The sequence below is a fragment of the Erythrobacter aurantius genome, assembly GCF_023823125.1.
Lineage (GTDB): Bacteria > Pseudomonadota > Alphaproteobacteria > Sphingomonadales > Sphingomonadaceae > Erythrobacter > Erythrobacter aurantius.
On sequence record NZ_CP090949.1, the window covers coordinates 62,187 to 82,728 of the forward strand.

Genomic DNA, 20,542 nt, shown 5'->3' on the forward strand with positions numbered 1-20,542 from the left:
AATGAACGATCGGTCCATCATTGACCCGTCCGAACCGGACGGCCGTGGCACTTGGCTAGAGGCCTATTTGCCTGAGAATCAGCTGGCTCATCCTGCTCCGCAGGCGCCGCAACTGATCAGTCTCGCGACGATCAGGGGCATTGTCTATCGGCAGCGTTGGCTGTTCGCAGGTGTGATACTTGCTGCACTGACGGTCGGACTGATCATCACTCTCCTTGCCACGCCCATGTATCAGGCCACGGCTAAGGTAAGTGTGGCACCATATGGTGCCTTCATTCTCGAGGGGCAGGACGTACAGCAAGGGATCGCAAGCAATCAGGTAGGCGATTATCTGGCAACTCAGGTCGAACTGATCCAGAGCCGAAGCCTTGCAGAGATCGTCGTCGCTGATCGTCAATTGGGTGAGCGATACGACCTCCTCGGTAGCAACATCGATGAAGCTCGCTCTCCTGACATGACCGACGAGCAGTGGCTCGAAGCCAAGAATGCCATGGCTGCCACGGTGCTTTCGCAAGGCGTCATTGCCGAAGTTCCGGCTGAAAGCTGGGTTATTCCGATCACATTCCAGTCCGACAATCCGGCTTTGGCGGCAGAGATGGCGAACGCCTATGCGGATGCCTTTATCGCGTCGGACTCACGAGAAACGGTCGAAGGCAACGAATACGCGATCGATTATCTGCGAGACCAGATCGACATCGTTCGTGGCAAGCTTGAGGAAGCAGAGCGGAATACAAATGCCTATGCCCGCAGCAGCGGCATTATTGTCCAGCCTACGGTTTCCGAAGACGGCAGCACAAGCAGTTCGACTATCACCAATTCGAATCTGGCGAATATCAGCCAGCGGGTTGCTGATGCCCGCGCCGCACGGATTGCGGCCGAGCAGAAGTGGCGTGCAATCGAGAACCTGCCGGCTTCTCAGCTCCCAGAAGTACAGAACAATCAGGTACTTCAACGGCTTGTGACTGATCGCACCGGAAAGCTCGCCGAGCTGTCCGACCTGCGCCAGCGCTACAGCGACGAATTCCCGCAAATTCGCAACCTTCTTGCCCAGATTGCGATTCTTGACGAGCAGATCCAGCGCAGCAGCGCCGACATCAAGGCGACCGTTCGCAATGAGTTCATCGTCGCACGCAATCAGGAGCAGGCGCTGCAAAGCGAACTCGGATCGCTTTCAAGCGAATCCCTCGCCGAGCAAGACGAAATGGTTCAGCTGACCGTGCTTGAGCGCGAAGCTGAAGCTTTGCGACAGCAACTGCGCTCGCTGCTTGAACGCTACAACCAGATCAGCAGTGCTGCCAACGTGAACAGCGGCACGATGACAAAGATCGAAAGCGCGCTTGTACCCGGTAGCCCTTATGCGCCGAGCCTGGTTCAGAACCTTGGCCTCGCCCTCGTGCTTGGCATCAGTCTCGCTGCCGGCCTCGCAGTCTTGCGTGAAATGTTCGACGATCGAATCCGCTCGCTGGATGAAGTCGAGCAGAAGATCGACCTTCCGCTCATCGGGCACACCCCGCATGTGAGCGAGAAGGATATCGAGGTCGAAAGTTCGAACAACTTCACCTCGCTGATGGAAGCCTATGCCTCGATCAAGGCTGCGATCGACTTCTCGCTTCCGCGCAGTCGCAACGTCCTGCAATTGACCAGCACGCACGAGTCAGAAGGCAAGTCGACCACCGCCGTCGTCCTTGCTGACTTGTTCGCCCGGTCAGGCCGCAAGACCTTGCTTATCGATGCAGACCTTCGTCGTCCGTCAGTCGCACGACTGCTGGAGTTGGAACGCCCACAGATCGGCCTCGTCGAGGTTGTACTTGGTCACGCCAAGCTTGAGGATGCCGTCGTCAAGGGCGTTCATGACAACCTCGAAGTCCTGCCTGTCGGCGCCGTTCCGCCCAATCCGACGGAAATTCTATCGTCTGACGAATTCGCGGCATTCATCGACAAGTACCGCAACGAGTATTCGTTGATCATCTTCGATTCCTGCCCGGTTCTGGGCCTTGCAGACGCACCGCTTCTCGCTCGTCTCATGGATGGCACCATCTTCGTCCTTGAAGCGAACAAGGCACCCTTCTCTCAGGCCCGCAATGCTGTGAAGCGCCTGCGCAGTGCCGGAGGCAATGTCCTCGGGCTGATCCTGACGAAGTATCGCGCGCTCGAAGCCGGTCATTCCTATGGGTATCAGTACAGCTATTACGAGTATGGTTCAGGTCGATAACGGCTTGGCTTCAATGGCGTGGGCCGTTGCTCAGATTGAGCAAGGGCCCACGCCACCAGTGCAAGGATCACCCCTTGCGATAGGGCTGCAATCTAACCGCGGAAGTTCAGGTACGTGACCAAGTCCCTACCCTTCACATTGATTATCCCCGCTCACAACGAAGCAGCGGTCATTGAGCGCTGCCTCAAGACCGCCTTGGCCGAAGCCCCCGATGACGGGAGTGTCGAAGTAATTGTAGCCGCGAACGGGTGCAGTGACGATACGGTCAGCTTGGCAAAGATGGCGGCTCCGCAGGCAACCGTTCTTGATCTCCCGACCGGCTCAAAAACAAAAGCGATCAATGCTGCGAACGCGATCGCGTCCCGGTTTCCCCGCATCTACCTCGATGCCGATATCGAATGTTCGTACCGATCTCTACTGGCGATGGCGGTGGTGTTGACCGAACCGGATGTCATGACTGCTTCGCCAAAAATCAGGCTTGAGCTGGGACACTGCAACCGATGGATCAAGGCCTACTACGCGGCATGGCTCAAACAGCCTTTTGCCAAGTCGGGAAAAGGTGGTGCCGGATGTTACGGCCTTTCCCAGACCGCGCTTGAAAGCATTGGTGAATTTCCGCCGATCATCGGGGATGACATCTGGATCCATACCCGCTTTCCCGACGAGCAGAAGCGGCTTGTTCAAAGTGATGCCCTAGGCAGGGAAGTGTTCTCGATCGTCAGGCCACCGAAAACCCTGTGGCAACAGGTGAAGGTCGAAGCGCGGAGGATAGAGGGCAACGCAGACGTAAAAAGGGACTACCCCAGCGCCTATGTCGATATCGCGAGAGAAGGCGGCGGGCTTGGTGGCGCGTTGAAAAGCGGAACTGGCCCTTTCGATCTCGCGGTTTTTCTGACCGCCAAGGTTCTCGTAAGGATTGAGATGCGCCGCAAGCGGCTGTTCGGCAAGCGAACGGAATGGACGCGGGACCTCAGCTCCCGGGGGGCATGAATGCAAGCAAGTGAACCGCATGCTGGTGGCCCCGGGAGTCCGAACGTCAGCATTCTTGTCGTCGGCTACAATTCGGCAGCCCTAATTCGGAACTGCCTGAATTCGGTAGCCGCTGCATGCACCAGGTCTGCCTATGAGATACTATTCGTAGATCAGGGCGACGGCACCACCGAAGCTGTTGTCAGGGCCGATTTCCCTGACGTCAGGATTGTCCCGAGTGAGGGGAATCTTGGCTTTGCTGGTGGGAACAATCTGCTTGCCCGCTTTGCCACTGGTACAAACCTTCTCTTGCTCAATCCCGATGTTGAACTGCATCCGGGATCAATCGACGCTTTGCTTGATGCAAGCGAACGCCATGCCGATGGATCGGCTTGGGGCGGTGTGACGCTTGATCGGAACGGTGATCCCGATGTCGGGAACACAGTTCATGTTCCTTCACTTCGCGAAATGGCTAGCCGCCTGGTGGGCCGTTCGCGAGTTGCGCTTCGAAGCGGGCAAACGTTTGAAAAGGACGAACCCGCGAAAGTGTTGAGTGGAGGGTTCGTCATGATCGCCAGAAGTGCGTGGGACGAAGCCGGCGGTCTGGATCAACGGTTTTTCCTGTATTGCGAGGAAGTGGACCTTTTCTGCCGCTTGCACCTTGCAGGGCATACATTCTGGCGGATTGCAAAGGCGCGTGCCCATCATGATATCGGCCATGGAGAGGCTGCGTCGCCAATGCGCGTGGTATATCTGACGGCGGGCATAATGCAGTTTGCCCGGCTGCACTGGTCAAAGCCCCGCCAGTGGGTTGCCATTTTCCTGATTTGGCTAGGCGCGGTCCAGCGCTTCGCCATTGGCATGTTGATGTCGCCCGTAGGCAAACAATTCAAGGTTCTGCGCGATAGCAACAGATTGCTTGCGACGCGGCCCAGCTATTGGCGCTTCGGATACGATCCGGAGAGGGGTTTGCTTGCGCGATTAAATCGTGCAGGAAGTAAGATGCCATAGAGAAAGTTTCGTATGACTGACGTGTCTGCTGTTTCCATTTCCGGAAAATATCTCATCACCTCAATGGAAGCTGAAACCTTAGACCTCCATAAGGTGCAGCTGAATACAAATTGGATCCTGTTCATAGACGGAACGCTCGATTTGATCGAGATCTGGCAGGACGATAATCGATTGGGTTGGCTGTTAGGCAAGGTCATTGATCTTCAAGTTCAAGCTGTTGCCCGTGACCGTGTCACGATTCCTTCCTCTCAAGGCCTTGAAGAGGCATGGCAAGAAATCTCGGAACGATTTTCGGGAAGTTGGCTGTGCTTAATTGATCAAGACTCGAACATAGAATTGCGGCCTGATGCTTGTGCAACAGTTGGAGCGGTCTTCGATCCGGTCAGCCGCCAACTCGCGTCTCATGCATGCTTGATTGCGGGAGAAGACTATGATGCACGCTTGAATCAAGAACTGAGAAAAGAGAACGAAGTTGAACAAGATGGTTGGATCACTGGAGGCCTGACTGCTCATGAAGGTATTTTCAGACTTCTGCCAAACCATCGCGTATCTACCTCGGATTTTCAGACAAGCCGTTTACCCCTGACCATGCCCGATTATTCCGACGCCGTTGATGGCATTGTTGACGGCATGACATCAGAGGTTGTGGGGGTTACAAAATCATTGGTGTCAATAGCGCCTGTGCATGTCGCGCTTACTGGCGGAAATGAGACACGAGCTCTTTTGGCAATGCTCCGAAGCATGAAGGATATTCTAAGCTTCGTCACTGTTGAGTACCAAACAGGGGCAATGGATAGCGCAATTGCCAGCGAGTTGGCAACGCGACATCAATTGCAACATATTAGATTGGGAGAGAAGAGGGCAACCAAGGTTCAGCAGGCCGATTGGTCATATTGGGCAGGACACGCATTGGCCGGCGCGAATAAGACTTTCTTCCCATCGGTGCAGCCATTAGCAGGCGGCTTCCTCGTTGGAGGGTTAGGAGGGGAGGTTGGCCGTGGATTCCTTTGGCCAAATCAGCTGCAAAATAGCACTCTCATATCGCCAAAGCTTATCATGGCCCGATTGAAGCTTCCTCATTCGAAGCCAACCTATAAGGCCGTGTCTTCTTGGTACGAAACACTCCCAAGTGGGCTTGACCCATTTCAGATCTTAGATCTTGCGTACCTTGAATTGCGGATGGGGCCATGGGCTTACGCACAACCCAGAATAGCCAATGGACCTCGCTCTGTGCACCCGCTCATTTCGTATCCACAGTTTAGGCGTATGCGATCGATACCGCCAGAACAGCGGCTCGACAACGGGATGATTAAACGGTTGATCCAAGCGAACTGGGATGAACTACTGCGAGTCCCAATCAATGCATACGGTGATTGGCGTGACTATCGCGAGAAATTGATGCGTGGGATTAGGCGCCCAGATCGAGCAATGCGAAAGATTAAAATGCTTATGACAACCCGATAGTGAGCATCCTATAGGACTTCAGCAAAAAAGATCGTCCACAGCGATCTACGCTGAGGCTTTTTCACTGCTGTTCTCAACATGCCAGCGATACCGAATAATCCTAGGCTGTTTATAATCACCTAGGCTCACCGCGATACCCAAGAGCATAAAGAACCACACCAAGGCGGATAACCACAAGGAGACCGAATTAACTCCCAGTGCGAACACCGCCAAAGCGATCGCCACCCCGCGCAGCAGACGCCGGTCAACAGAACCCAAACTTTCTGAATTGCGGGCGACGCAATACACTCCCCACACGGTCGCGAAGATAAGAAGGATCGAGGCCGGGATCCCAAATCTGAGTGCCATAATCAGCCAGAAGTGATCGAATGAACCTGAATGCATCCAATCTGGGCGGTCCCAGTCATCATAGCCTATTCCAAAGAATGGATTTCGCTCAATGTTCTCCGTACCGTACTTCCAGATCAGAATTCTATTGTATGCCGAGGCAGTGTTGAGCGAAGCGTATCGAACAAGCAATCCATATGTGCCCGTGTTACTTACCGTTTCAACTATGACAAACACGACCGAGGAAAAAGCCAACAGCAGTCGCCAGCTAAAATTGTAAAATCGTTCGGTCAGCCAATTGTAGGCCCATAAGAGAGCTCCGAAGACCAAACCGAGCAATGCTGCGGAACTCATTGAGAAGAAGGCACCCATGGCGGCGAAGATACCAAAAAGTTTCGGCCAGCCTTTAATACCCGAGCCAAGAAAAATGGTTAAGAAGCTGGCAAGGAAAATGCCCGCCAAGATCGGGTGAGGGAAATTCGCTGCGCCGCGCAATAGCCCCATACGCGTATCACCTCTAAGCGGCATTGGCTGTCCCGTGACGGCTGACGCGGCTGATTGGATAATTCTCACATGTGTGATTGCTTCCAACACAACGGTGGCACTGATGATAGCTAATCCCGGAGCACTAGCAATCAGGAAGAGGCGCAAGTCACGGGGGGATTGAATGCCAACTCGAGCCAAAAAATATGCGAGCGCGATGTCGATAGTATGGGCACCACCCTGAACCAAGGCAGTACCGATACTGCCGCTTGTCATATACGACGCTAGCCAAACCCAAGCTACAGCTGATGCGATGAATAAGTCGGGCCATGCGAACCGAAGTCTACCTGAAAACGCTCCAGCCAATAGGTAGATCGCCCCGGCCATGACGAAGACACGATAAGGCGGCAGATAAACCCCGAAAATCCGGAAGTTAAATTGCTCAGGGATGAAAAGGAAATATAGTAATGCCACCGCCAAATAGACAGGGATCACGCTTTCGGCTCTCCGGCGGAATCCTGATAGGCCCTCCGACACATGGGGCGTCACTGATCGGTAGGTAGTAGCCACTAGGATGTCCTAGCTACTTTTTGGATTTGAGCAAAGGTCGGTTTGGGATCTGGTGAAAAAAAATTGGCTTTGCATGCGGTACGTTGGTCAGGGCGAAATGCTATTCCGATGTATCGGTCGACCAATTCAGGTTGATGCCAGATCGTAACTGCAAGGCAATTGAAGCAATGCCATCGCAAATCTTTAGGGAACCGAATTCGAAAAGCAAGTTACAAGCCTCATGACCGAAATACCGCGAGTTGGCGATCTCTGAGATGAATTTGAGGCTCAAAGAATAGTTGGGGTTGGATACCGATTTCTCTCTTCAAGTCAGATGGTGTCATTTTCCACCACCCAGATCTCTCGATCTTTTCAATCGTTTCGTCGTTAAAGCGCTTTCTAATTAGTTTTGCCGGGTTGCCCGCCACTATCCCATAGGGCTCCACGTCCTTGGTCACGACCGCCCCGGCTGCGATCACTGCCCCCCGCCCGATCCGTTTGACCGATGGCAAGATCACGCTGCCATGCCCAAGCCAGACGTCATCTCCTATCTCCAGCGGCTCATGGGGAATCTTATCCTCCTCAACGACACCTAGAAGTTCATTATAGAAATAAGGAGTGAGCCCTAGGAACTCCAAGCCATGATTCCGTCGAAAGATGTAAGCCGTAGGTGAAACAGAACAGTATCTTCCAAATCGCGTTTTTCTTCCAATTCGAGTCGGGTCGAAACAGCCATAACTATATAAGCCGACCTCTATTTCATACTGAGCGAATATTTCTCGTCTCAGCTTCACACTAGAAAACTCATCCGACTTCAGGATTCTCTTTATTTTTCCTGCAATCCTACGCAGCATTGGAATTCTCCGGACAACATTCTTGCGCTCGAGAGCCGGTCTCACTTGACCGGCTTAAGCCTGATCATAGAAATGACCTTACGTATCCTGTTGGTCAAATCGCGCGAGATCAGCAAGGCTGTTATCATCCCAGGCAAACTGGTCGCCGCTGCTGCTATCGTGGTCAAAGCCAGATGGTCGAAGGGATCGAACATCGAATTGAGTGTGATCAGTCCAAGCGCCATAATTGCAAAAATCAAACCGAATGTAAGGCACGAAGGCGCTGCCGCCGGGGAGCGACGGCTCACCCGGAACAAAGCGAGGAACGTCGCGGCGGCATCGCCCGCACACATACACGCGGCCACAGCGACGATGCCATGGCCCGATGAAATGGCAAAGTACGCTCCAACCAGTCCAGTAACCCGGAGGACATTGGCAGCCAGAAGGTCGGTGGTGCCCCCCAGGCTAAGCGATATGACCACGCACCATGCCCTCATTACAGTTGCCGCGGCAAGAATGGATAAGAACGTCACCAAGAGCGGATCGGCCTGATATTCCGGTCCGAACAGCAGGTAGACAATTGGCCCCCCCAGCGTCGCGAGCGGGAACAGCACCGCAGAGAGCAAGAACAAGCATGCTGCGCCAGTCGTGCGTGCACGTTCCTTGTAGAGCGCGAAATTGCCCCGCGCCTCCGACATCAATGGAAGGAATAAATTGCCGCAAAGCCGTGCGAAGAAAACACTGGCACCGGCGGTCAGCGCGGCAACCGCTGCATAGCCCGCAAGATCAAGCATTCCGGCCATTGTGCCAATGACGATCCTGTCACCCTGAGTGGCGAGGAAAATAACAATGCCGTTCAAAAGCAGCGGCCAGCCGAAAATCAGGACAGCACCGAAGGCGCGCCGATCAAAGCCCAGGCGATAGCGTTCCGATGCGAGAATATGCGACAAGGCGACCGAGATTATGGCGGTCAAAACGCAGCCGGCAGCGATGGCGATGAAGTTTTCGGTCGCGAATGCGAGAGCAATCGTCAGCACCACCCCGGGCAACAATCCGCCGATTTGCATCTTCACGTACGGCGCGAACTGCATCTTTCGTTGTTGTGCTAGCGGGTCGAGGTTTCTGAAGCCCTCGATCACCGGAATGATCGCAGCGCAGGCATAGAACCAGCCAAGCTCCGGATTGCCGAAACTCGCTGCGATCCAGTTGGCAAGGAGCAGGATTGCGCAGCCCATCAACAATCCGCGCACCAGCAGGATCGTTGCCAAGGTAGGTCTGGTCGACCCCAGTTCGCTTTCGTCGACCTGGATCAGATATTTCTCGATTCCGAGATCGCTGATTAGAGCGAAGGTGCTGACGACCAGCAGAAAGGTGACGCTGATCCCGAAATACTCGGGCCCCAGAAACCGGGCCACCAGCAGGACCCGAATGAACAGCAGGGCATGTTCGCCGACATAGCCCAGACCGAGCGTAGACCCCGCCTTGAGAAAGCCGCCGCGCGCCACAGCGCTATTCCGTTCCCTGACCAGCAAGCAAACGGCGCAAGGTTCCCAGCAGGCTCCGCAGGCTCTCTTTCAGACCAAGCCTTCGAGTGTTCTCGGCCAGAGCAAGATCGGCAAAGCGCGGGCGCTTGCGCCGCACCGCTGCCATCGCGGCCAGTCGAGGCAAAACCATACCTTTGCGACGGGCCTGAAACGGTTGCATTTGCGCAATCGCATCAATGGACAAGGGTTGAGTGACAAGCATCCCTGCATCGATGGCTTCCATCACCAGTTCCTCGCCCTTGCGAGTTCGGGTCAGGACAATGCTGCGCCCATCCTGTTCGTCGAACATCGGGTTTCCATTATCATCGCAGTGCCAGCCGTCAGCACAAACGATATCGGCGAATTCGCCAATTCCGTCAGGACAGATCTTGCAGCGAAACTGCAGGTGGCGATTGAGGATGCTGCCCCAACTGGTGTCGTAGTCCATCTGGAACCGGCGCCCGTCGCTCAATTCGGCGGTCGCAAATCCGGGCCAGCCGTCGCCGCGATAACGAAAGGCAGCAATGTCCGCTTCGTCCGTGACGCCCATCTCCTTCAGAAGCGCCGAAGTACCACGATAGCTGGGCACACCGGCGCACATGAAGGCAAGCATGTAGGGCACTTTTTCGTTCACTCTGGGATCGTGTCGCGCCAGCTGGCGCAATCCGGCAACATCGCAGGGCTTGCCAACAAAGGCAAAACGCCCATCCGCATCGAGCCGCTTGCCAATGTCTTCAAGAGGTGATGACGGAGCATAGCGCGACCCGGCGGAATGGAAGACATCGTCGCGGCCGGTGCTGATCTTCAGAGCGTTCCTGACGGGGGATTCAGGCGAAACCGATGTCTGCACGACATAATCGACGGCGCCAGTCGTCAGGAGTTGAGCAAGTATTGCAGAAAGCCCGCCGCCCGATGAGGCATTGCGGCGCAGTTCGTCATCCTTGCTCCAACCAAGCCTGACCCCGACCAGAGGCCCCCAAACGGGATGATATTCTGCCTCAAGATCCCCGGCGCTATGCCTGATGTTGGCGCCAGGACAGACTGCGTCGATCATTTGTGCCTGATGCGCAGGAACCTGTGCAATGACCTCCGGCCGACGATAGCCGGCCGGGGAATCGCGCATGACTATCGCAGGCGTGTCGGCAGAACTTATGCCCGCGCACAACCCACATCCTGAGCAAAGCCCGTTCTTGGTGATGGTTTCCACGTCAAGCATTGCGGGACACCATGTCGGCGATCAGGGCATCAAGGAAGGACCGATAGGAGTCCAGTCTGCGCTGCGCTTCCGTATTGGCGGCAACCGCCTCTGCACGAAGGGCGGGAAGGTCTGCCAAAGCCCGGTCGAACCGGGCCAGAACGGCCTCGTTGGTTTCGCACGTCAGGTCAGCATTCCAATTATAGCCGAGCGAATCGAACAAGCCGCTGAACTTGCGGCTGTATCCAAGCGGCACAACTGCGGTACCCGACGAAAGCGCGGCGATGGTCGAGTGCATCCGGCTGCCGGCAAACAGGTCAAGCCCGGCGATATAGCTCTTTGCCTCGGAAGGACCCGAGAAACGCGGCGGCAGGATTGCGGCGGGATAACGGGCCGCCAGTTCTTCCGACAATGCGTAATCATCTTCATAAGGCGTCGCTGCCGCGAGTACATGTGGGACGAGGTGGAGCTCCACGCGTTCGTGTGCCGTCGCGCGTTCCAGCAGGCTGTCAATCAGTGCGGGATAGTCCACCGTAAGCCGGATCCGGTCGCCAGTGGCGAGATCGCGGCGATACAGCAATGCCGAGACGTTGAGGCCAAACCTGATCTTTCCATTGGCAAGGTCACGATCATCCTTGTCCGGCGCAGGCGTGAACGGGAGTGCAAAGGCGACATCGGTAGTCAGCTCGGCCTTCGATCCCATACCCAGCTGCTCAAGCAGCGACAAAGATTTTTCGTCCCGCGCGAAGATCCGGCTGGCAAGGTTCATCACCCCAACACCGGCATGGCGCGCCCTTGCTGTGTGAAACGGACCGATCGTCTGCGGGCTTAACACCAGCGGTCCGCCACCTCGCATCGCGGCGATCTTGGAGCCAATGATGAGCCAATATCGCCGCGCTGCGTAAATGTCGGAAAAGCTGTCCCCGCCGCCGATGTCGAATGCGATGTCGCATCGCTTCATCTGGCGATGCAGGCTGGAAAAGGGATTGGCCAGCGCCTTGTAACCGATATTCTCGAAATCATTTTCATAAACGATTTCATGGCTGTAATCGAATGCTCCGCGAACGCCCATCATATGGAAGACCGGACGCCGACCGGCCTTCTCGATCGCCGCGCCGATAAGGTTGGCATTGGCGACAGTGAGTGCGCCGACGCCGAGATTTTCCGAAAGGCAGGAATGCCATAGCATCCCGACATGCAGGGGGCGGGCTTCGGTCATCCGGCTCCCCGTGTCGCGATAAGCGATTTCACGAATACCAGAGCCATCCTCTCGCTCGAGTGCTCCCCATCGGGGAACAGGGCCCGGAAATAGGAACGGCTGATCATTTTCGTTCCATCTAGACGGGCTGCAGCTCCGGCGAAGTCAACCTTCCTGGTGACCCCTAGGTTGAACCTTGTGACAGCGAACATGCGCAGTGGGTCGGGCATCCAGTGCAACATCGGGAATGCATTGTGCGGATCGATTGGAAACCAGAAATTGGGCGTCTGCACATAGTAGGTGCGCCCCACCCGGCGCACTTCGGAGGCGAAATCGCGCATGTTGGAATAGCTGCCGACGTGTTCGATCACCGAGTTGGAATGGACGAGATCGAACGCGCCATCTTCGTATTGCGGCATCGCGCAGGCATTCCCGGCGGCGTTTTCGAACCGCAGGCCATCGACGACATTCTGCGAATAGGCGGCCAGTTCCTCACCGTAGTTCAGCAAGGTGAGTTGAACTCTCCCGCGCAGATGCGGGGCGAGCATGTTCCAGTATTCCGCGCGCCCTCCGACATCGAGGATGCGAATCTCTTCGCGTTGGTCCAGGAGATCCTCGATCATCGCCTGGATTCTGGCAAAGCGCGCACTTCGGAAGCGCGCCTGTAGCCGCTTGAAAAGGCGTCCTTCGTCGCGGCGCATCAGGGGAGTTGCACTCTCACTCATATCAGCAGGCTCTACTTCGAGGCCCCGAGCAAAGGCCGCCACCAGTCCTCACGCTCAAGATACCAGCGAAGTGTCTGGCGCAGACCTTCCTCGAAAGTGCGCGTGGCGGCATATCCCAAATCGTTGCGGGCCTTGGTTTCGTCGATGGCGTAGCGCCGATCATGGCCCGCCCTGTCCGTGACGAAGGTCTTGAGCGTCTCGCTCTTCATGCCTTTTGCGGCAGGCGCATCAGGGTAGCGATCGGCCAGGCCATCGACTTCCTCGAATGCCAGATCGACTTCACGGCAGATCGCGTCGATCACCTCCATGTTGGGCAGTTCCGCCCCTCCGCCGATATTGTAGGTTTCCCCCGGCACACCTTTGTGCAAGCAAGCTTCAATCCCGCGGCAGTGATCCTCGACATGCAGCCAGTCGCGCACGTTCATGCCATCGCCGTAAATCGGCAGGCTCTTGCCCGACAGCGCGTTGAGGCAGAACAGCGGGATCAGCTTTTCGGGATATTGGTATGGGCCGTAGTTGTTCGAGCAATTGCTGGTGGTGACATTCAGCCCGTAGGTGTGGTGATAAGCCCGCACCAGATGATCGGACGACGCCTTTGATGCCGAATAGGGCGAATTGGGCGAATAGGGCGTGGTCTCGCTAAAGGCAGGGTCTTCCGGCCCGAGCGAACCGTACACCTCATCGGTAGAGATGTGATGGAACCGGTGTTCGCGTCCGTCACCCGCCAGCCACACGGCACGTGCTGCCTTCAGCAGGCTGTTGGTGCCAAGAATATTCGTGTCGATGAAGGCATCGGGGCCGCTGATCGAGCGGTCGACGTGGCTTTCCGCTGCAAAGTGGACAATGGTGGCGATCTTGCGTTCTCGCAGCAATTGTTCGACCAGAGCGGTGTCGCGAATATCGCCGACGATCAGTTCGGCATGCGGCGCGCCTTCAAGAGTCGAACGGTTACCGGCATATGTCAGCGCATCGAGCACGATCAGATGATCGTCGGGATGCCGGGCATTCCAGAAATGCACGAAATTGCCGCCGATGAATCCGGCCCCTCCGGTTACGAGCAAATTAGCCAAGGGCCTTTTCCTCTTTCAACATGGTTCGAAGATTGGTGCGCCAATGAACCGGCGCACTGCCCAGCAAGGCACGCGTTTCCCGGCAGTCGAGCAGGGAAAACGCCGGACGCTGCGCAGGTGTCGGATAATCTGCGGTGGTGATCGGATTGATGCGCGGAATTCGGTCTATCAGGCCAAGCGCGTGCGCTTCCTCGGCAATGGCAACAGCGAAGTCATACCAGCTCGCCACACCTGCATCGCTGTGATGGAAAGTGCCATTCGCACCCTTGTCGAGAAGCCCCCAGATCGTTTGCGCAAGCCCCGTAGCCCAGGTTGGCGAACCGATCTGATCGGCAACAATGCCAAGCTCCTCGCGTTCCTTCATCAGCCGGATCATGGTGCGCACGAAATTGCCGCCGCCCGCGGCATAGACCCAAGCGGTGCGTACAAGCAGGTCACAATCGCGCAGATGATCCTCGCCCGCCGCCTTGGTGCGTCCATAGGCGCTTATCGGATCGCGCGCGTCGTCGGGGCGATAGGCCCGTGATGAGGTGCCATCGAACACGAAGTCGGTGGAAACATGAACCAGCTTCCCGCCCTGCTCCGCCATCGCTTCGACCATGACGGCGACGGCATCGGCGTTGATTGCGCGGGCCAGATCTTCGTCCGCTTCGGCCTTGTCGACGGCAGTGTAAGCCGCCGCGTTGATGATCACTTCGGGCGCTTCGACAACCAGCCGCGCGCGCAGCATCGCTTCATCGGTCAGATCGACATCATCGACATCAATGGCGTTGATATCGGCATGCGCAGGGGCGGTGCGCTGCAACGCGCTGCCCAACTGTCCGCCTGCTCCTGTGATAAGAACCTTCATCAGAACGCCGGGACGTCAGCGAGCGCGAGGCCCTTTGCGTCCTTCTCCGAAATGATCGGTGCGAGATTGGCAACAGGCCATTCGATGCCGACGGACGGATCGTCCCAAGCCAGAGTGTGCTCCGATTGCGGCGCATAGGGCGCAGTGCACTTGTAGAGAAAGTCGGTGTCATCCTCGAGCGTGAGGAAGCCGTGCGCAAAGCCTTCGGGCACCCAAAACATGCGCTTGTTCTCGGCGGTCAGTTCCACCCCGATCCACTTGCCGAAATGCGGCGAGTCCTTACGCAGGTCGACCGCGACGTCGAAGACTGCCCCATTGGTTACACGCACCAGTTTGCCCTGCGGCCCGGGGTTCTGGAAATGCAGGCCGCGCAGCACGCCCTTTTCCGAGCGGCTGTGGTTGTCCTGCACAAACGCAAGATCAAGCCCCGCCTCGCGGAATACGGCATCATTCCAGGTTTCCATGAAGAACCCGCGAGCATCACCGAACACGCGCGGCTCGATAATCAACGGTCCCGGAATCGCGGTTTCGATAATCTTCACGACAGGGCCGGCCGCTCAATCAACTGGATCAGATATTCGCCATAGCCCGATTTGCGCAGCGGCTCGGCAATCTCGCGCAGACGGTCTGTCGTGATGAACCCCTGACGCCACGCGATTTCTTCGGGGCAGCAAATCTTCAGACCCTGCCGTTCCTCGGTAATGCGGACATAGGTCGCAGCATCGAGCAACGAGGCATGCGTGCCTGTGTCCAGCCAAGCAAACCCACGCCCCATGATTTCGACCGACATGGATCCTTCATCGAGATACAGGCGATTGAGGTCGGTGATTTCCAGCTCTCCACGCGGTGAAGGCTTCAGGTCGCGGGCACGATCAACCACGGTTTCATCGTAAAAATACAACCCAGTCACCGCATAGTTCGACTTGGGAGCCTTGGGCTTCTCCTCAATCGAGATGGCTTTCCCATCGCGATCGAATTCGACCACTCCGAAAGCTTCGGGATTGTTGACCCTATAGGCGAAAACCGTCGCGCCTTCGTCTCGCGAATTCGCGTTTCTCAGCAATTCGGGCAGGCCGTGGCCGTAAAAGATATTGTCGCCCAGAATAAGCGCGCTCGGCCCGCCACGCACAAAATCGGCGCCAATGTGAAACGCTTGCGCCAGCCCTTCGGGTTTGGGTTGCTGGGCATAGCTGAGGTTGACGCCGAAGTCCGAGCCGTCGCCCAGCACGCGCTGGAATTGCTCCGCATCCTCCGGTGTGGTGATGATCAGGATATCCTGAATACCGGCAAGCATCAGCGTGCTGAGCGGGTAATAGATCATCGGCTTGTCGAAGATCGGCATCAGCTGCTTCGATACCCCGCGGGTAAGGGGATAGAGCCGCGTGCCCGAACCGCCGGCCAGAATGATACCCTTGCGTGCTTGCGCCACTTTCCCCACCCTTTTGCAGCCGCCCGTCTCAGGCGATTCCGCATTGCAGCAAGGATACTAGTGGTCAACACCTAATCTCCCCCTGTCCCGGTCGGGGTTTCTGGAAGCTGGCCAAAGCCGGGCATTTGTCGCATTACGCGCAATTGCGCAGTCAAATCAGCCGGGATCAACCTGCAGACACATGACCGATACGGTTTCGATCGACGGATTCCTCGCCGCCTCGGTGCGCTCCTTGCGGGCGCAGGTGGAGGCGCGTTGGACACTGCCCGACTCCATCGGCTGGAAGGATGTATGGGAGCGGATCGAATACCACGGCATCCCACTGTTGTTGCACAATAACGCAGGGGGGCTCGATGGCTGGCCGGAAGCCTTGCTTGAACGGATTGGCGAAGAAGCGCGGCTGATGGTGCTGTGGGAGACCACCCATCACAAGACCGTTTCAGCCTTGGTTCGCGCCCTGCACGAAGCGGGCATCGAAAGCGTGCTGATGAAAGGCACCGCGCTTGCCTATTCGCTGCATGAGGAGCCTGCCGTCCGGCGGCGCGGCGACACCGATCTGCTTGTTCGCCCGCAATTCAGAGAACGCACAAGGGCGATCTTCGAAAAGCTCGGCTGGTATCGCCGGATCGATCCGCATGGACTCTATTATCAAGAAGGCTGGTTGCACGATGCCGCCGGGTTCTTTGTCCATTCGGTCGATCTGCACTGGGAGCCGTCAGATCGCCCGGTGCTCCAAGGTATCATCCCGATCGATGCCTTTTTCGATGCGAAGGCCCCGGTTCCACGATTTTGCGAGGGCGCATTCAGGCCCGATCTGCCAACGATGATGCTGCACGCCACGATCAATCAGAAATGGCACGCATTGCATGGCTATGATGCGGAGGGCGGGCGGCTGGTCAGCCCGCGGCGGCTGATATGGTCCATCGATTTTGACCTGATGGCACGCGGCATGACTCCACAAGACTGGCAGCGGTTGCAAGAGCATTGCCAGCGGCATGGGGTGGGCGCGCTGGTTGCTCACAGCTTGCGCGGCATGGTGCAAGACCTGCACAGCGAGCTTCCGGCTGGCTTGATCGACGCGCTTGATCGCGAGCCGCTCAATCCGACGCTGGCACGATATTTCGACGATCCTGACAGTCTGGGCCAGTTCTGGATCGACCTGCGCAAGGCCCGCAGCCTTGACCAGAAATGGCGGCTGTTTGCCATGCGCGCCTTTCCGCCACGCGATCATCTGCTCGACAAATATCCGGCCGCGAAAGGATGGCCCACACCGCTGTTGCAAGGCAGACTGCTGTTCGAAACCGCAGGCCGGGCAGTGCGCCGGGCGGTGTCGCGGTGAGCGTCGCATTCTGGCTTGAATGGGCCCGGCGGTTTCATTGGCAGCTCGCGCTGATAAGCGGGCTGACGCTGCTGAGTTCGGTAGCGGCATTGGCAGTGCCGTGGCTCGGCGCACAACTTCTGGGCGGGGTGGTTGGCTCTGACCAGAGCTCAGTGAATCTGTCGAGCACCCTGAAGCTGCTAGTCGCCGCGCTGGTCGCACTGACCGCACTCAACATTGCTGCGACAATCCTTTCCGAACGCGCTTCGACTCGTATCCTCACCGAACTGCGCAAGCGCATCTACAATCACGTCCAGCTGATGCAGCTCAGTTTCCATGACGAGCAGCGATCGGGCGATGTCCTGGCCCTAACCTCCTACGAGGTGGGAAATCTCAGCGATTTCCTAGCCAGCACGCTGGCCAACGCCCCCGCCATGATCCTGACTGCCGTTGGCGCGGTGGTAATCCTTTTCTGGATCGATCCCACGATGGCGATGGTCGTGCCGCTGCTGGTTCCGGTTTTCTACGTGATGGCAAAACTGGCTGGCAGGCGATTGCGGGAGCTTTCGGGAAAGGTTCGCGCCGCAGAAGTCGAACTGATCGCGATTGCTGAACGCGATCTGGAAATGCTCCCCGCGATCAAGGCGTTCGCCACTGAAGAACACCATCGCGCCGGATTTGCTGCGGCGGCCGAGAATTCTCGCCGACTTGCCGTCGGTCAGGCGCAACTCAAAGCCGTTATCGGCCCGATCATGACGCTTTGTGCAGCGCTTGCCGCAATCGGTGTTCTGGTGATCGGCAGCGAACAATTGACCGATGGCTCGCGCACGCCAAGCGACGTTTTTGCGTTCCTTCTCTACGCCGCGCTGCTGACCCGCCCGATCGGATCGCTGGCCAATATGTACGGCATGTACCAGATGGCTCGCGGAACTCTGGCGCGGCTGGAGACAGTGCTGGCGCTTGATCCTGAGCCCGGCCACTCAAGCGGGGCTGACTTGGAACGAGCCAAGGGAGCCATCGGTTTCGATTCGCTGCATTTCAGCTATCCCGGCAGACCACCGGTGTTCAGCGGCTTGGATCTGGCAATCGCTCCGGGAGAAATCGTCGCGCTCACCGGCGAGAACGGCGTCGGCAAATCCACTTTGGTGCGCCTGCTATTGCGCTTCTACGCGCCGCAATCAGGGCGCATCACCCTCGATGGAACTGATATTGCGGATTTCCAGGTGCAACAGTTCCGCCGCCAGTTCGGCTATGTTCCCCAGCGCGCCCTTCTGTTTAACGGCACCATCGCGGAAAACATCGCCTTCGGTCAGCCTTCGACCGATCCGGCAGCGGCAGTCGCAAAGGCCGCGCGACTGGCGCAAGCCGATGCTTTCATTGCGAAACTGCCCGATGGGCTGAATACGGTCATCGGTGATCACGGGATCCGTTTGTCAGGCGGGCAGCGGCAACGGATTGCCCTGGCGCGGGCCTTGTATCGTGATCCCCCGATCATGATCTTCGACGAGGCAACCAGCATGTACGACCTCGAAAGCGAGGCGGCGTTTGTCGAGCATTGCGTCGAATCGCTGAAAAGCCGCACCGTGATCATCATTACGCATCGTCCAGCCAGCCTTGCGCTTGCCGACAGAATCTTGAAGCTCGGCCCCGATGGCGCGCGCGAAGTCGGGATCGAAAACGCCTAGGCGCTGCTGGCGGCGATAAGTTCCTGTGCCTTCAACTCTGTAGCAAGAGCCAGCAGATCGGCCTCAATACGCTCGCGAGGGGCATCGAATTCCGCTTCGATGAGGTCGCACAATTCTGCAAGAGTATGGGCCCGCTCGCTCAGGAATTCCCAGATGCGCCCGCCCACGGAATCGAGGCCGAAATATTGCCCGCTATTGAGATCGAGCAGGACCACCTCCCCGCCGACTTCGCGGGCAACGACATCTTCCGAAACAACAAAGCGATCAGTCATCTGCATAAGCAGTCAAGATACCCCCAAATCTCGCGTCAGTTTCCGGAGAAATTCTCCAGCACCGCACGCCGCACTTGCGGCAACTCCGCATAGTCGCGGGTAAAGTCAAGCGCGAAGCAGGGTATGTCCTGTGTCAGGTCAGCCATCCGGGCAAAGTGTGCCTTCAGGCGCGGCTTGTCCTCGACATCAAGGATGAAGGCGTGCGGCATCAGCGTCGTCAGCGCTTCGGGCAAGGATAGGCGCCGGATCCCGAGCGGTGCGCGATGATCGGTACCCAGCACATATATCTGCCGGAGCGGAACCTCCTCGCGTGTAAAAGGCAACGTTCCTCCGGCTTCGACATCCTGCTTCAGGTCTTCGTCCTCGAAGCGGGCATCCTCTCCGAGAAGGAACCGGGCGATGTCAGCGAACAAGCGCAACTTGGAACGCTTGGGTTGCAACCAATAGCGACCATCACGGTGCCGCAGATCGATGACATCCTCGGTCAGGAAAGGATATCCGGACCGCGCAAAAGAGCCTGCGAGCGTTGTCTTTCCGCCGCGCGACAGTCCAAGAAATGCGACAGCTCCCTCTGCCCCACTGCCGCCATCCTTCAGTCTGACCGCACTGCCATGGAGGAACAAGCCGCCGCCGTGATTGCCGAGGATTGGCTGGATCGCGTTATGATACAAGTTCACAACCGATTGCGCGTCGCATTCAGGCACCGGCCAGCCGGTTATGGAAAAAAGGCCGTCGTCACCTGACCGGCTCAACAGAAAATCCGCCTAATAAGGAAAGCGTAGCAGAAACCCGGCATCGTGCCGGTGAAATTCGGCAATGCACGCGCCGTTGGGCGCAACCCAGCGATCATAAGGAGCGCTGGCCAACGCCTCCTGTTCTCTGGGCTTTTCCGGGGTCCAGTCCATGATTATCGCCTCTAGCGGCAAGAACTCCCCCACGCCAACCCGCAGTTTGCTTCGAATCGGGTAACCTTGGCGCAAGAGTGATTCGGGTTTTTCAGCAAGGAGCGCTGGTTTTGCGGGAAACCACGCTTCATCCGGTCATTCCCATTTTGCCCTTCGTCTCTCGGCCAACCGCGACCCCCAAAGCCCGAGAATGTCTATCGAATTGCATCGGCGCTTGCGCGGCTGACCAATTACGCAAGGCACGGAGCCTTCAGTCTTGCCACCCACTGCTCGCTTCACAATTTTCAGCGCAAGATCGGAAAACCGTGTGAAATTCAGCACTTTAGGAAAGAAAAAGGCACCCCGTAATGGAGTGCCTTAAACTTTTCAAACTGCCTCGGTTTTTGCGGACTTTGTCGCCCGCAACCCCGGCAGAACAGGATTAGAAGCGCGAGTTGGTCGCTGCGCCGTCACGGAAGCGCGTCTGGCTGCCGCCGGTCAGATTGCGCACCGAACCGAAGATGGTCAGCTTCGGAGCTTCCTAT

At 57.2% G+C, this 20,542-nt stretch carries 20 protein-coding genes and 1 pseudogene; 7 read left to right on the plus strand and 14 right to left on the minus strand.

Annotated elements, in window-relative coordinates; translation table 11 throughout:
• Position 1: 1 nt before the first annotated feature.
• The 4 genes from L1K66_RS00335 (at position 2) to L1K66_RS00350 (ending at position 5,656) form a co-directional block, all read left to right on the plus strand.
• Positions 2-2,212, plus strand: coding sequence for a GumC family protein (locus L1K66_RS00335; RefSeq protein ID WP_252258966.1), 2,211 nt, complete (start codon positions 2-4; stop codon positions 2,210-2,212).
• Positions 2,213-2,326: 114 nt separating this feature from the next.
• Positions 2,327-3,202 (plus strand): glycosyltransferase, encoded by an 876-nt coding sequence (locus L1K66_RS00340; RefSeq protein WP_252258968.1) that lies wholly within the window; start codon positions 2,327-2,329, stop codon positions 3,200-3,202.
• Positions 3,203-4,192 carry a glycosyltransferase family 2 protein gene (locus tag L1K66_RS00345; protein ID WP_252258973.1) on the plus strand — a complete coding sequence of 330 codons (990 nt, stop codon included), beginning with the start codon at positions 3,203-3,205 and terminating at the stop codon, positions 4,190-4,192.
• Between the two features lie 12 nt (positions 4,193-4,204).
• The gene (locus tag L1K66_RS00350; protein WP_252258975.1) at positions 4,205-5,656 is read left to right on the plus strand and encodes a hypothetical protein; all 1,452 of its coding nucleotides are present in this window, start codon (positions 4,205-4,207) and stop codon (positions 5,654-5,656) included.
• A gap of 45 nt (positions 5,657-5,701) precedes the next feature.
• Here the strand turns inward: L1K66_RS00350 and L1K66_RS00355 are convergent, their stop codons facing one another.
• From L1K66_RS00355 to rfbA, 10 genes are all read right to left on the minus strand, one after another.
• Positions 5,702-6,961: an O-antigen ligase family protein gene (locus L1K66_RS00355; RefSeq protein ID WP_252258977.1), complete on the minus strand. Its 1,260-nt coding sequence runs from the start codon at positions 6,959-6,961 to the stop codon at positions 5,702-5,704.
• Positions 6,962-7,254: 293 nt separating this feature from the next.
• Positions 7,255-7,869, minus strand: coding sequence for a CatB-related O-acetyltransferase (locus tag L1K66_RS16515; RefSeq protein WP_407931962.1), 615 nt, complete (start codon positions 7,867-7,869; stop codon positions 7,255-7,257).
• 41 nt (positions 7,870-7,910) lie between these two features.
• Positions 7,911-9,353 (minus strand): oligosaccharide flippase family protein, encoded by a 1,443-nt coding sequence (locus L1K66_RS00365; RefSeq protein ID WP_252258979.1) that lies wholly within the window; start codon positions 9,351-9,353, stop codon positions 7,911-7,913.
• A 4-nt stretch (positions 9,354-9,357) separates the two neighbouring features.
• Positions 9,358-10,494: a Coenzyme F420 hydrogenase/dehydrogenase, beta subunit C-terminal domain gene (locus tag L1K66_RS00370; protein ID WP_252258981.1), complete on the minus strand. Its 1,137-nt coding sequence runs from the start codon at positions 10,492-10,494 to the stop codon at positions 9,358-9,360.
• A gap of 85 nt (positions 10,495-10,579) precedes the next feature.
• Complete coding sequence (locus L1K66_RS00375; RefSeq protein ID WP_252258983.1) at positions 10,580-11,785, minus strand: polysaccharide pyruvyl transferase family protein; 1,206 nt, start codon at positions 11,783-11,785, stop codon at positions 10,580-10,582.
• Complete coding sequence (locus tag L1K66_RS00380; protein WP_252258984.1) at positions 11,782-12,387, minus strand: class I SAM-dependent methyltransferase; 606 nt, start codon at positions 12,385-12,387, stop codon at positions 11,782-11,784. Before L1K66_RS00380 ends, L1K66_RS00375 begins: the two co-directional genes overlap by 4 nt.
• A 113-nt stretch (positions 12,388-12,500) precedes the next feature.
• Entirely contained in the window at positions 12,501-13,559 is a 1,059-nt protein-coding gene (gene rfbB, locus L1K66_RS00385; protein WP_252258985.1) for a dTDP-glucose 4,6-dehydratase, read from the minus strand.
• Positions 13,552-14,409: a dTDP-4-dehydrorhamnose reductase gene (gene rfbD / locus L1K66_RS00390; RefSeq protein ID WP_252258987.1), complete on the minus strand. Its 858-nt coding sequence runs from the start codon at positions 14,407-14,409 to the stop codon at positions 13,552-13,554. The genes rfbB and rfbD overlap by 8 nt, the downstream gene beginning before the upstream one ends.
• Complete coding sequence (gene rfbC, locus L1K66_RS00395) at positions 14,409-14,951, minus strand: dTDP-4-dehydrorhamnose 3,5-epimerase (protein ID WP_252258989.1); 543 nt, start codon at positions 14,949-14,951, stop codon at positions 14,409-14,411. Before rfbC ends, rfbD begins: the two co-directional genes overlap by 1 nt.
• Complete coding sequence (gene rfbA, locus L1K66_RS00400; RefSeq protein ID WP_252258991.1) at positions 14,948-15,838, minus strand: glucose-1-phosphate thymidylyltransferase RfbA; 891 nt, start codon at positions 15,836-15,838, stop codon at positions 14,948-14,950. The genes rfbC and rfbA overlap by 4 nt, the downstream gene beginning before the upstream one ends.
• 181 nt (positions 15,839-16,019) lie before the next feature.
• Here rfbA and L1K66_RS00405 point away from each other — a divergent pair, with 181 nt between their 5' ends.
• On the plus strand, positions 16,020-17,177 hold the full coding sequence (locus L1K66_RS00405) for a nucleotidyltransferase family protein (RefSeq protein WP_252258993.1): 1,158 nt from the start codon (positions 16,020-16,022) through the stop codon (positions 17,175-17,177).
• Entirely contained in the window at positions 17,174-18,841 is a 1,668-nt protein-coding gene (locus L1K66_RS00410) for an ABC transporter ATP-binding protein (protein WP_252258995.1), read from the plus strand. Before L1K66_RS00405 ends, L1K66_RS00410 begins: the two co-directional genes overlap by 4 nt.
• Here L1K66_RS00410 and L1K66_RS00415 read toward each other — a convergent pair.
• Positions 18,838-19,113 carry a PqqD family protein gene (locus L1K66_RS00415; RefSeq protein WP_252258997.1) on the minus strand — a complete coding sequence of 92 codons (276 nt, stop codon included), beginning with the start codon at positions 19,111-19,113 and terminating at the stop codon, positions 18,838-18,840. The genes L1K66_RS00410 and L1K66_RS00415 overlap by 4 nt on opposite strands.
• A gap of 35 nt (positions 19,114-19,148) precedes the next feature.
• Positions 19,149-19,346, minus strand: a complete 198-nt coding sequence (locus tag L1K66_RS00420; protein ID WP_252258998.1) for a hypothetical protein — start codon at positions 19,344-19,346, stop codon at positions 19,149-19,151.
• 30 nt (positions 19,347-19,376) lie between these two features.
• Between L1K66_RS00420 and L1K66_RS00425 the strand changes: the two genes are divergently transcribed.
• A complete protein-coding gene (locus L1K66_RS00425; protein ID WP_252258999.1) occupies positions 19,377-19,856 on the plus strand; it encodes a hypothetical protein in 480 nt (159 codons plus the stop codon).
• 21 nt (positions 19,857-19,877) lie between these two features.
• Here L1K66_RS00425 and L1K66_RS00430 read toward each other — a convergent pair whose 3' ends face one another.
• Entirely contained in the window at positions 19,878-20,018 is a 141-nt protein-coding gene (locus L1K66_RS00430; RefSeq protein WP_252259001.1) for a hypothetical protein, read from the minus strand.
• Between the two features lie 421 nt (positions 20,019-20,439).
• A pseudogene (locus L1K66_RS16520) lies at positions 20,440-20,538 on the minus strand (lasso RiPP family leader peptide-containing protein); the annotation flags it as partial.
• Positions 20,539-20,542: the final 4 nt, after the last annotated feature.

What these genes read in the sequence shown, in the direction of transcription:
- L1K66_RS16515 (WP_407931962.1), bottom strand. Translation starts at nt 7,869, where the DNA reads ATGCTGCGTAGGATTGCAGGAAAAATAAAGAGAATCCTGAAGTCGGAT.
- L1K66_RS00415 (WP_252258997.1), bottom strand. Translation starts at nt 19,113, where the DNA reads ATGACTGATCGCTTTGTTGTTTCGGAAGATGTCGTTGCCCGCGAAGTC.
- L1K66_RS00430 (WP_252259001.1), bottom strand. Translation starts at nt 20,018, where the DNA reads ATGGACTGGACCCCGGAAAAGCCCAGAGAACAGGAGGCGTTGGCCAGC.
- rfbD (WP_252258987.1), bottom strand. Translation starts at nt 14,409, where the DNA reads ATGAAGGTTCTTATCACAGGAGCAGGCGGACAGTTGGGCAGCGCGTTG.
- L1K66_RS00375 (WP_252258983.1), bottom strand. Translation starts at nt 11,785, where the DNA reads ATGACCGAAGCCCGCCCCCTGCATGTCGGGATGCTATGGCATTCCTGC.
- L1K66_RS00345 (WP_252258973.1), top strand. Translation starts at nt 3,203, where the DNA reads ATGCAAGCAAGTGAACCGCATGCTGGTGGCCCCGGGAGTCCGAACGTC.
- L1K66_RS00425 (WP_252258999.1), top strand. Translation starts at nt 19,377, where the DNA reads ATGATCGGTACCCAGCACATATATCTGCCGGAGCGGAACCTCCTCGCG.
- L1K66_RS00350 (WP_252258975.1), top strand. Translation starts at nt 4,205, where the DNA reads ATGACTGACGTGTCTGCTGTTTCCATTTCCGGAAAATATCTCATCACC.
- L1K66_RS00380 (WP_252258984.1), bottom strand. Translation starts at nt 12,387, where the DNA reads ATGATCGAGGATCTCCTGGACCAACGCGAAGAGATTCGCATCCTCGAT.
- L1K66_RS00335 (WP_252258966.1), top strand. Translation starts at nt 2, where the DNA reads ATGAACGATCGGTCCATCATTGACCCGTCCGAACCGGACGGCCGTGGC.
- L1K66_RS00370 (WP_252258981.1), bottom strand. Translation starts at nt 10,494, where the DNA reads ATGCGCGATTCCCCGGCCGGCTATCGTCGGCCGGAGGTCATTGCACAG.
- L1K66_RS00405 (WP_252258993.1), top strand. Translation starts at nt 16,020, where the DNA reads ATGACCGATACGGTTTCGATCGACGGATTCCTCGCCGCCTCGGTGCGC.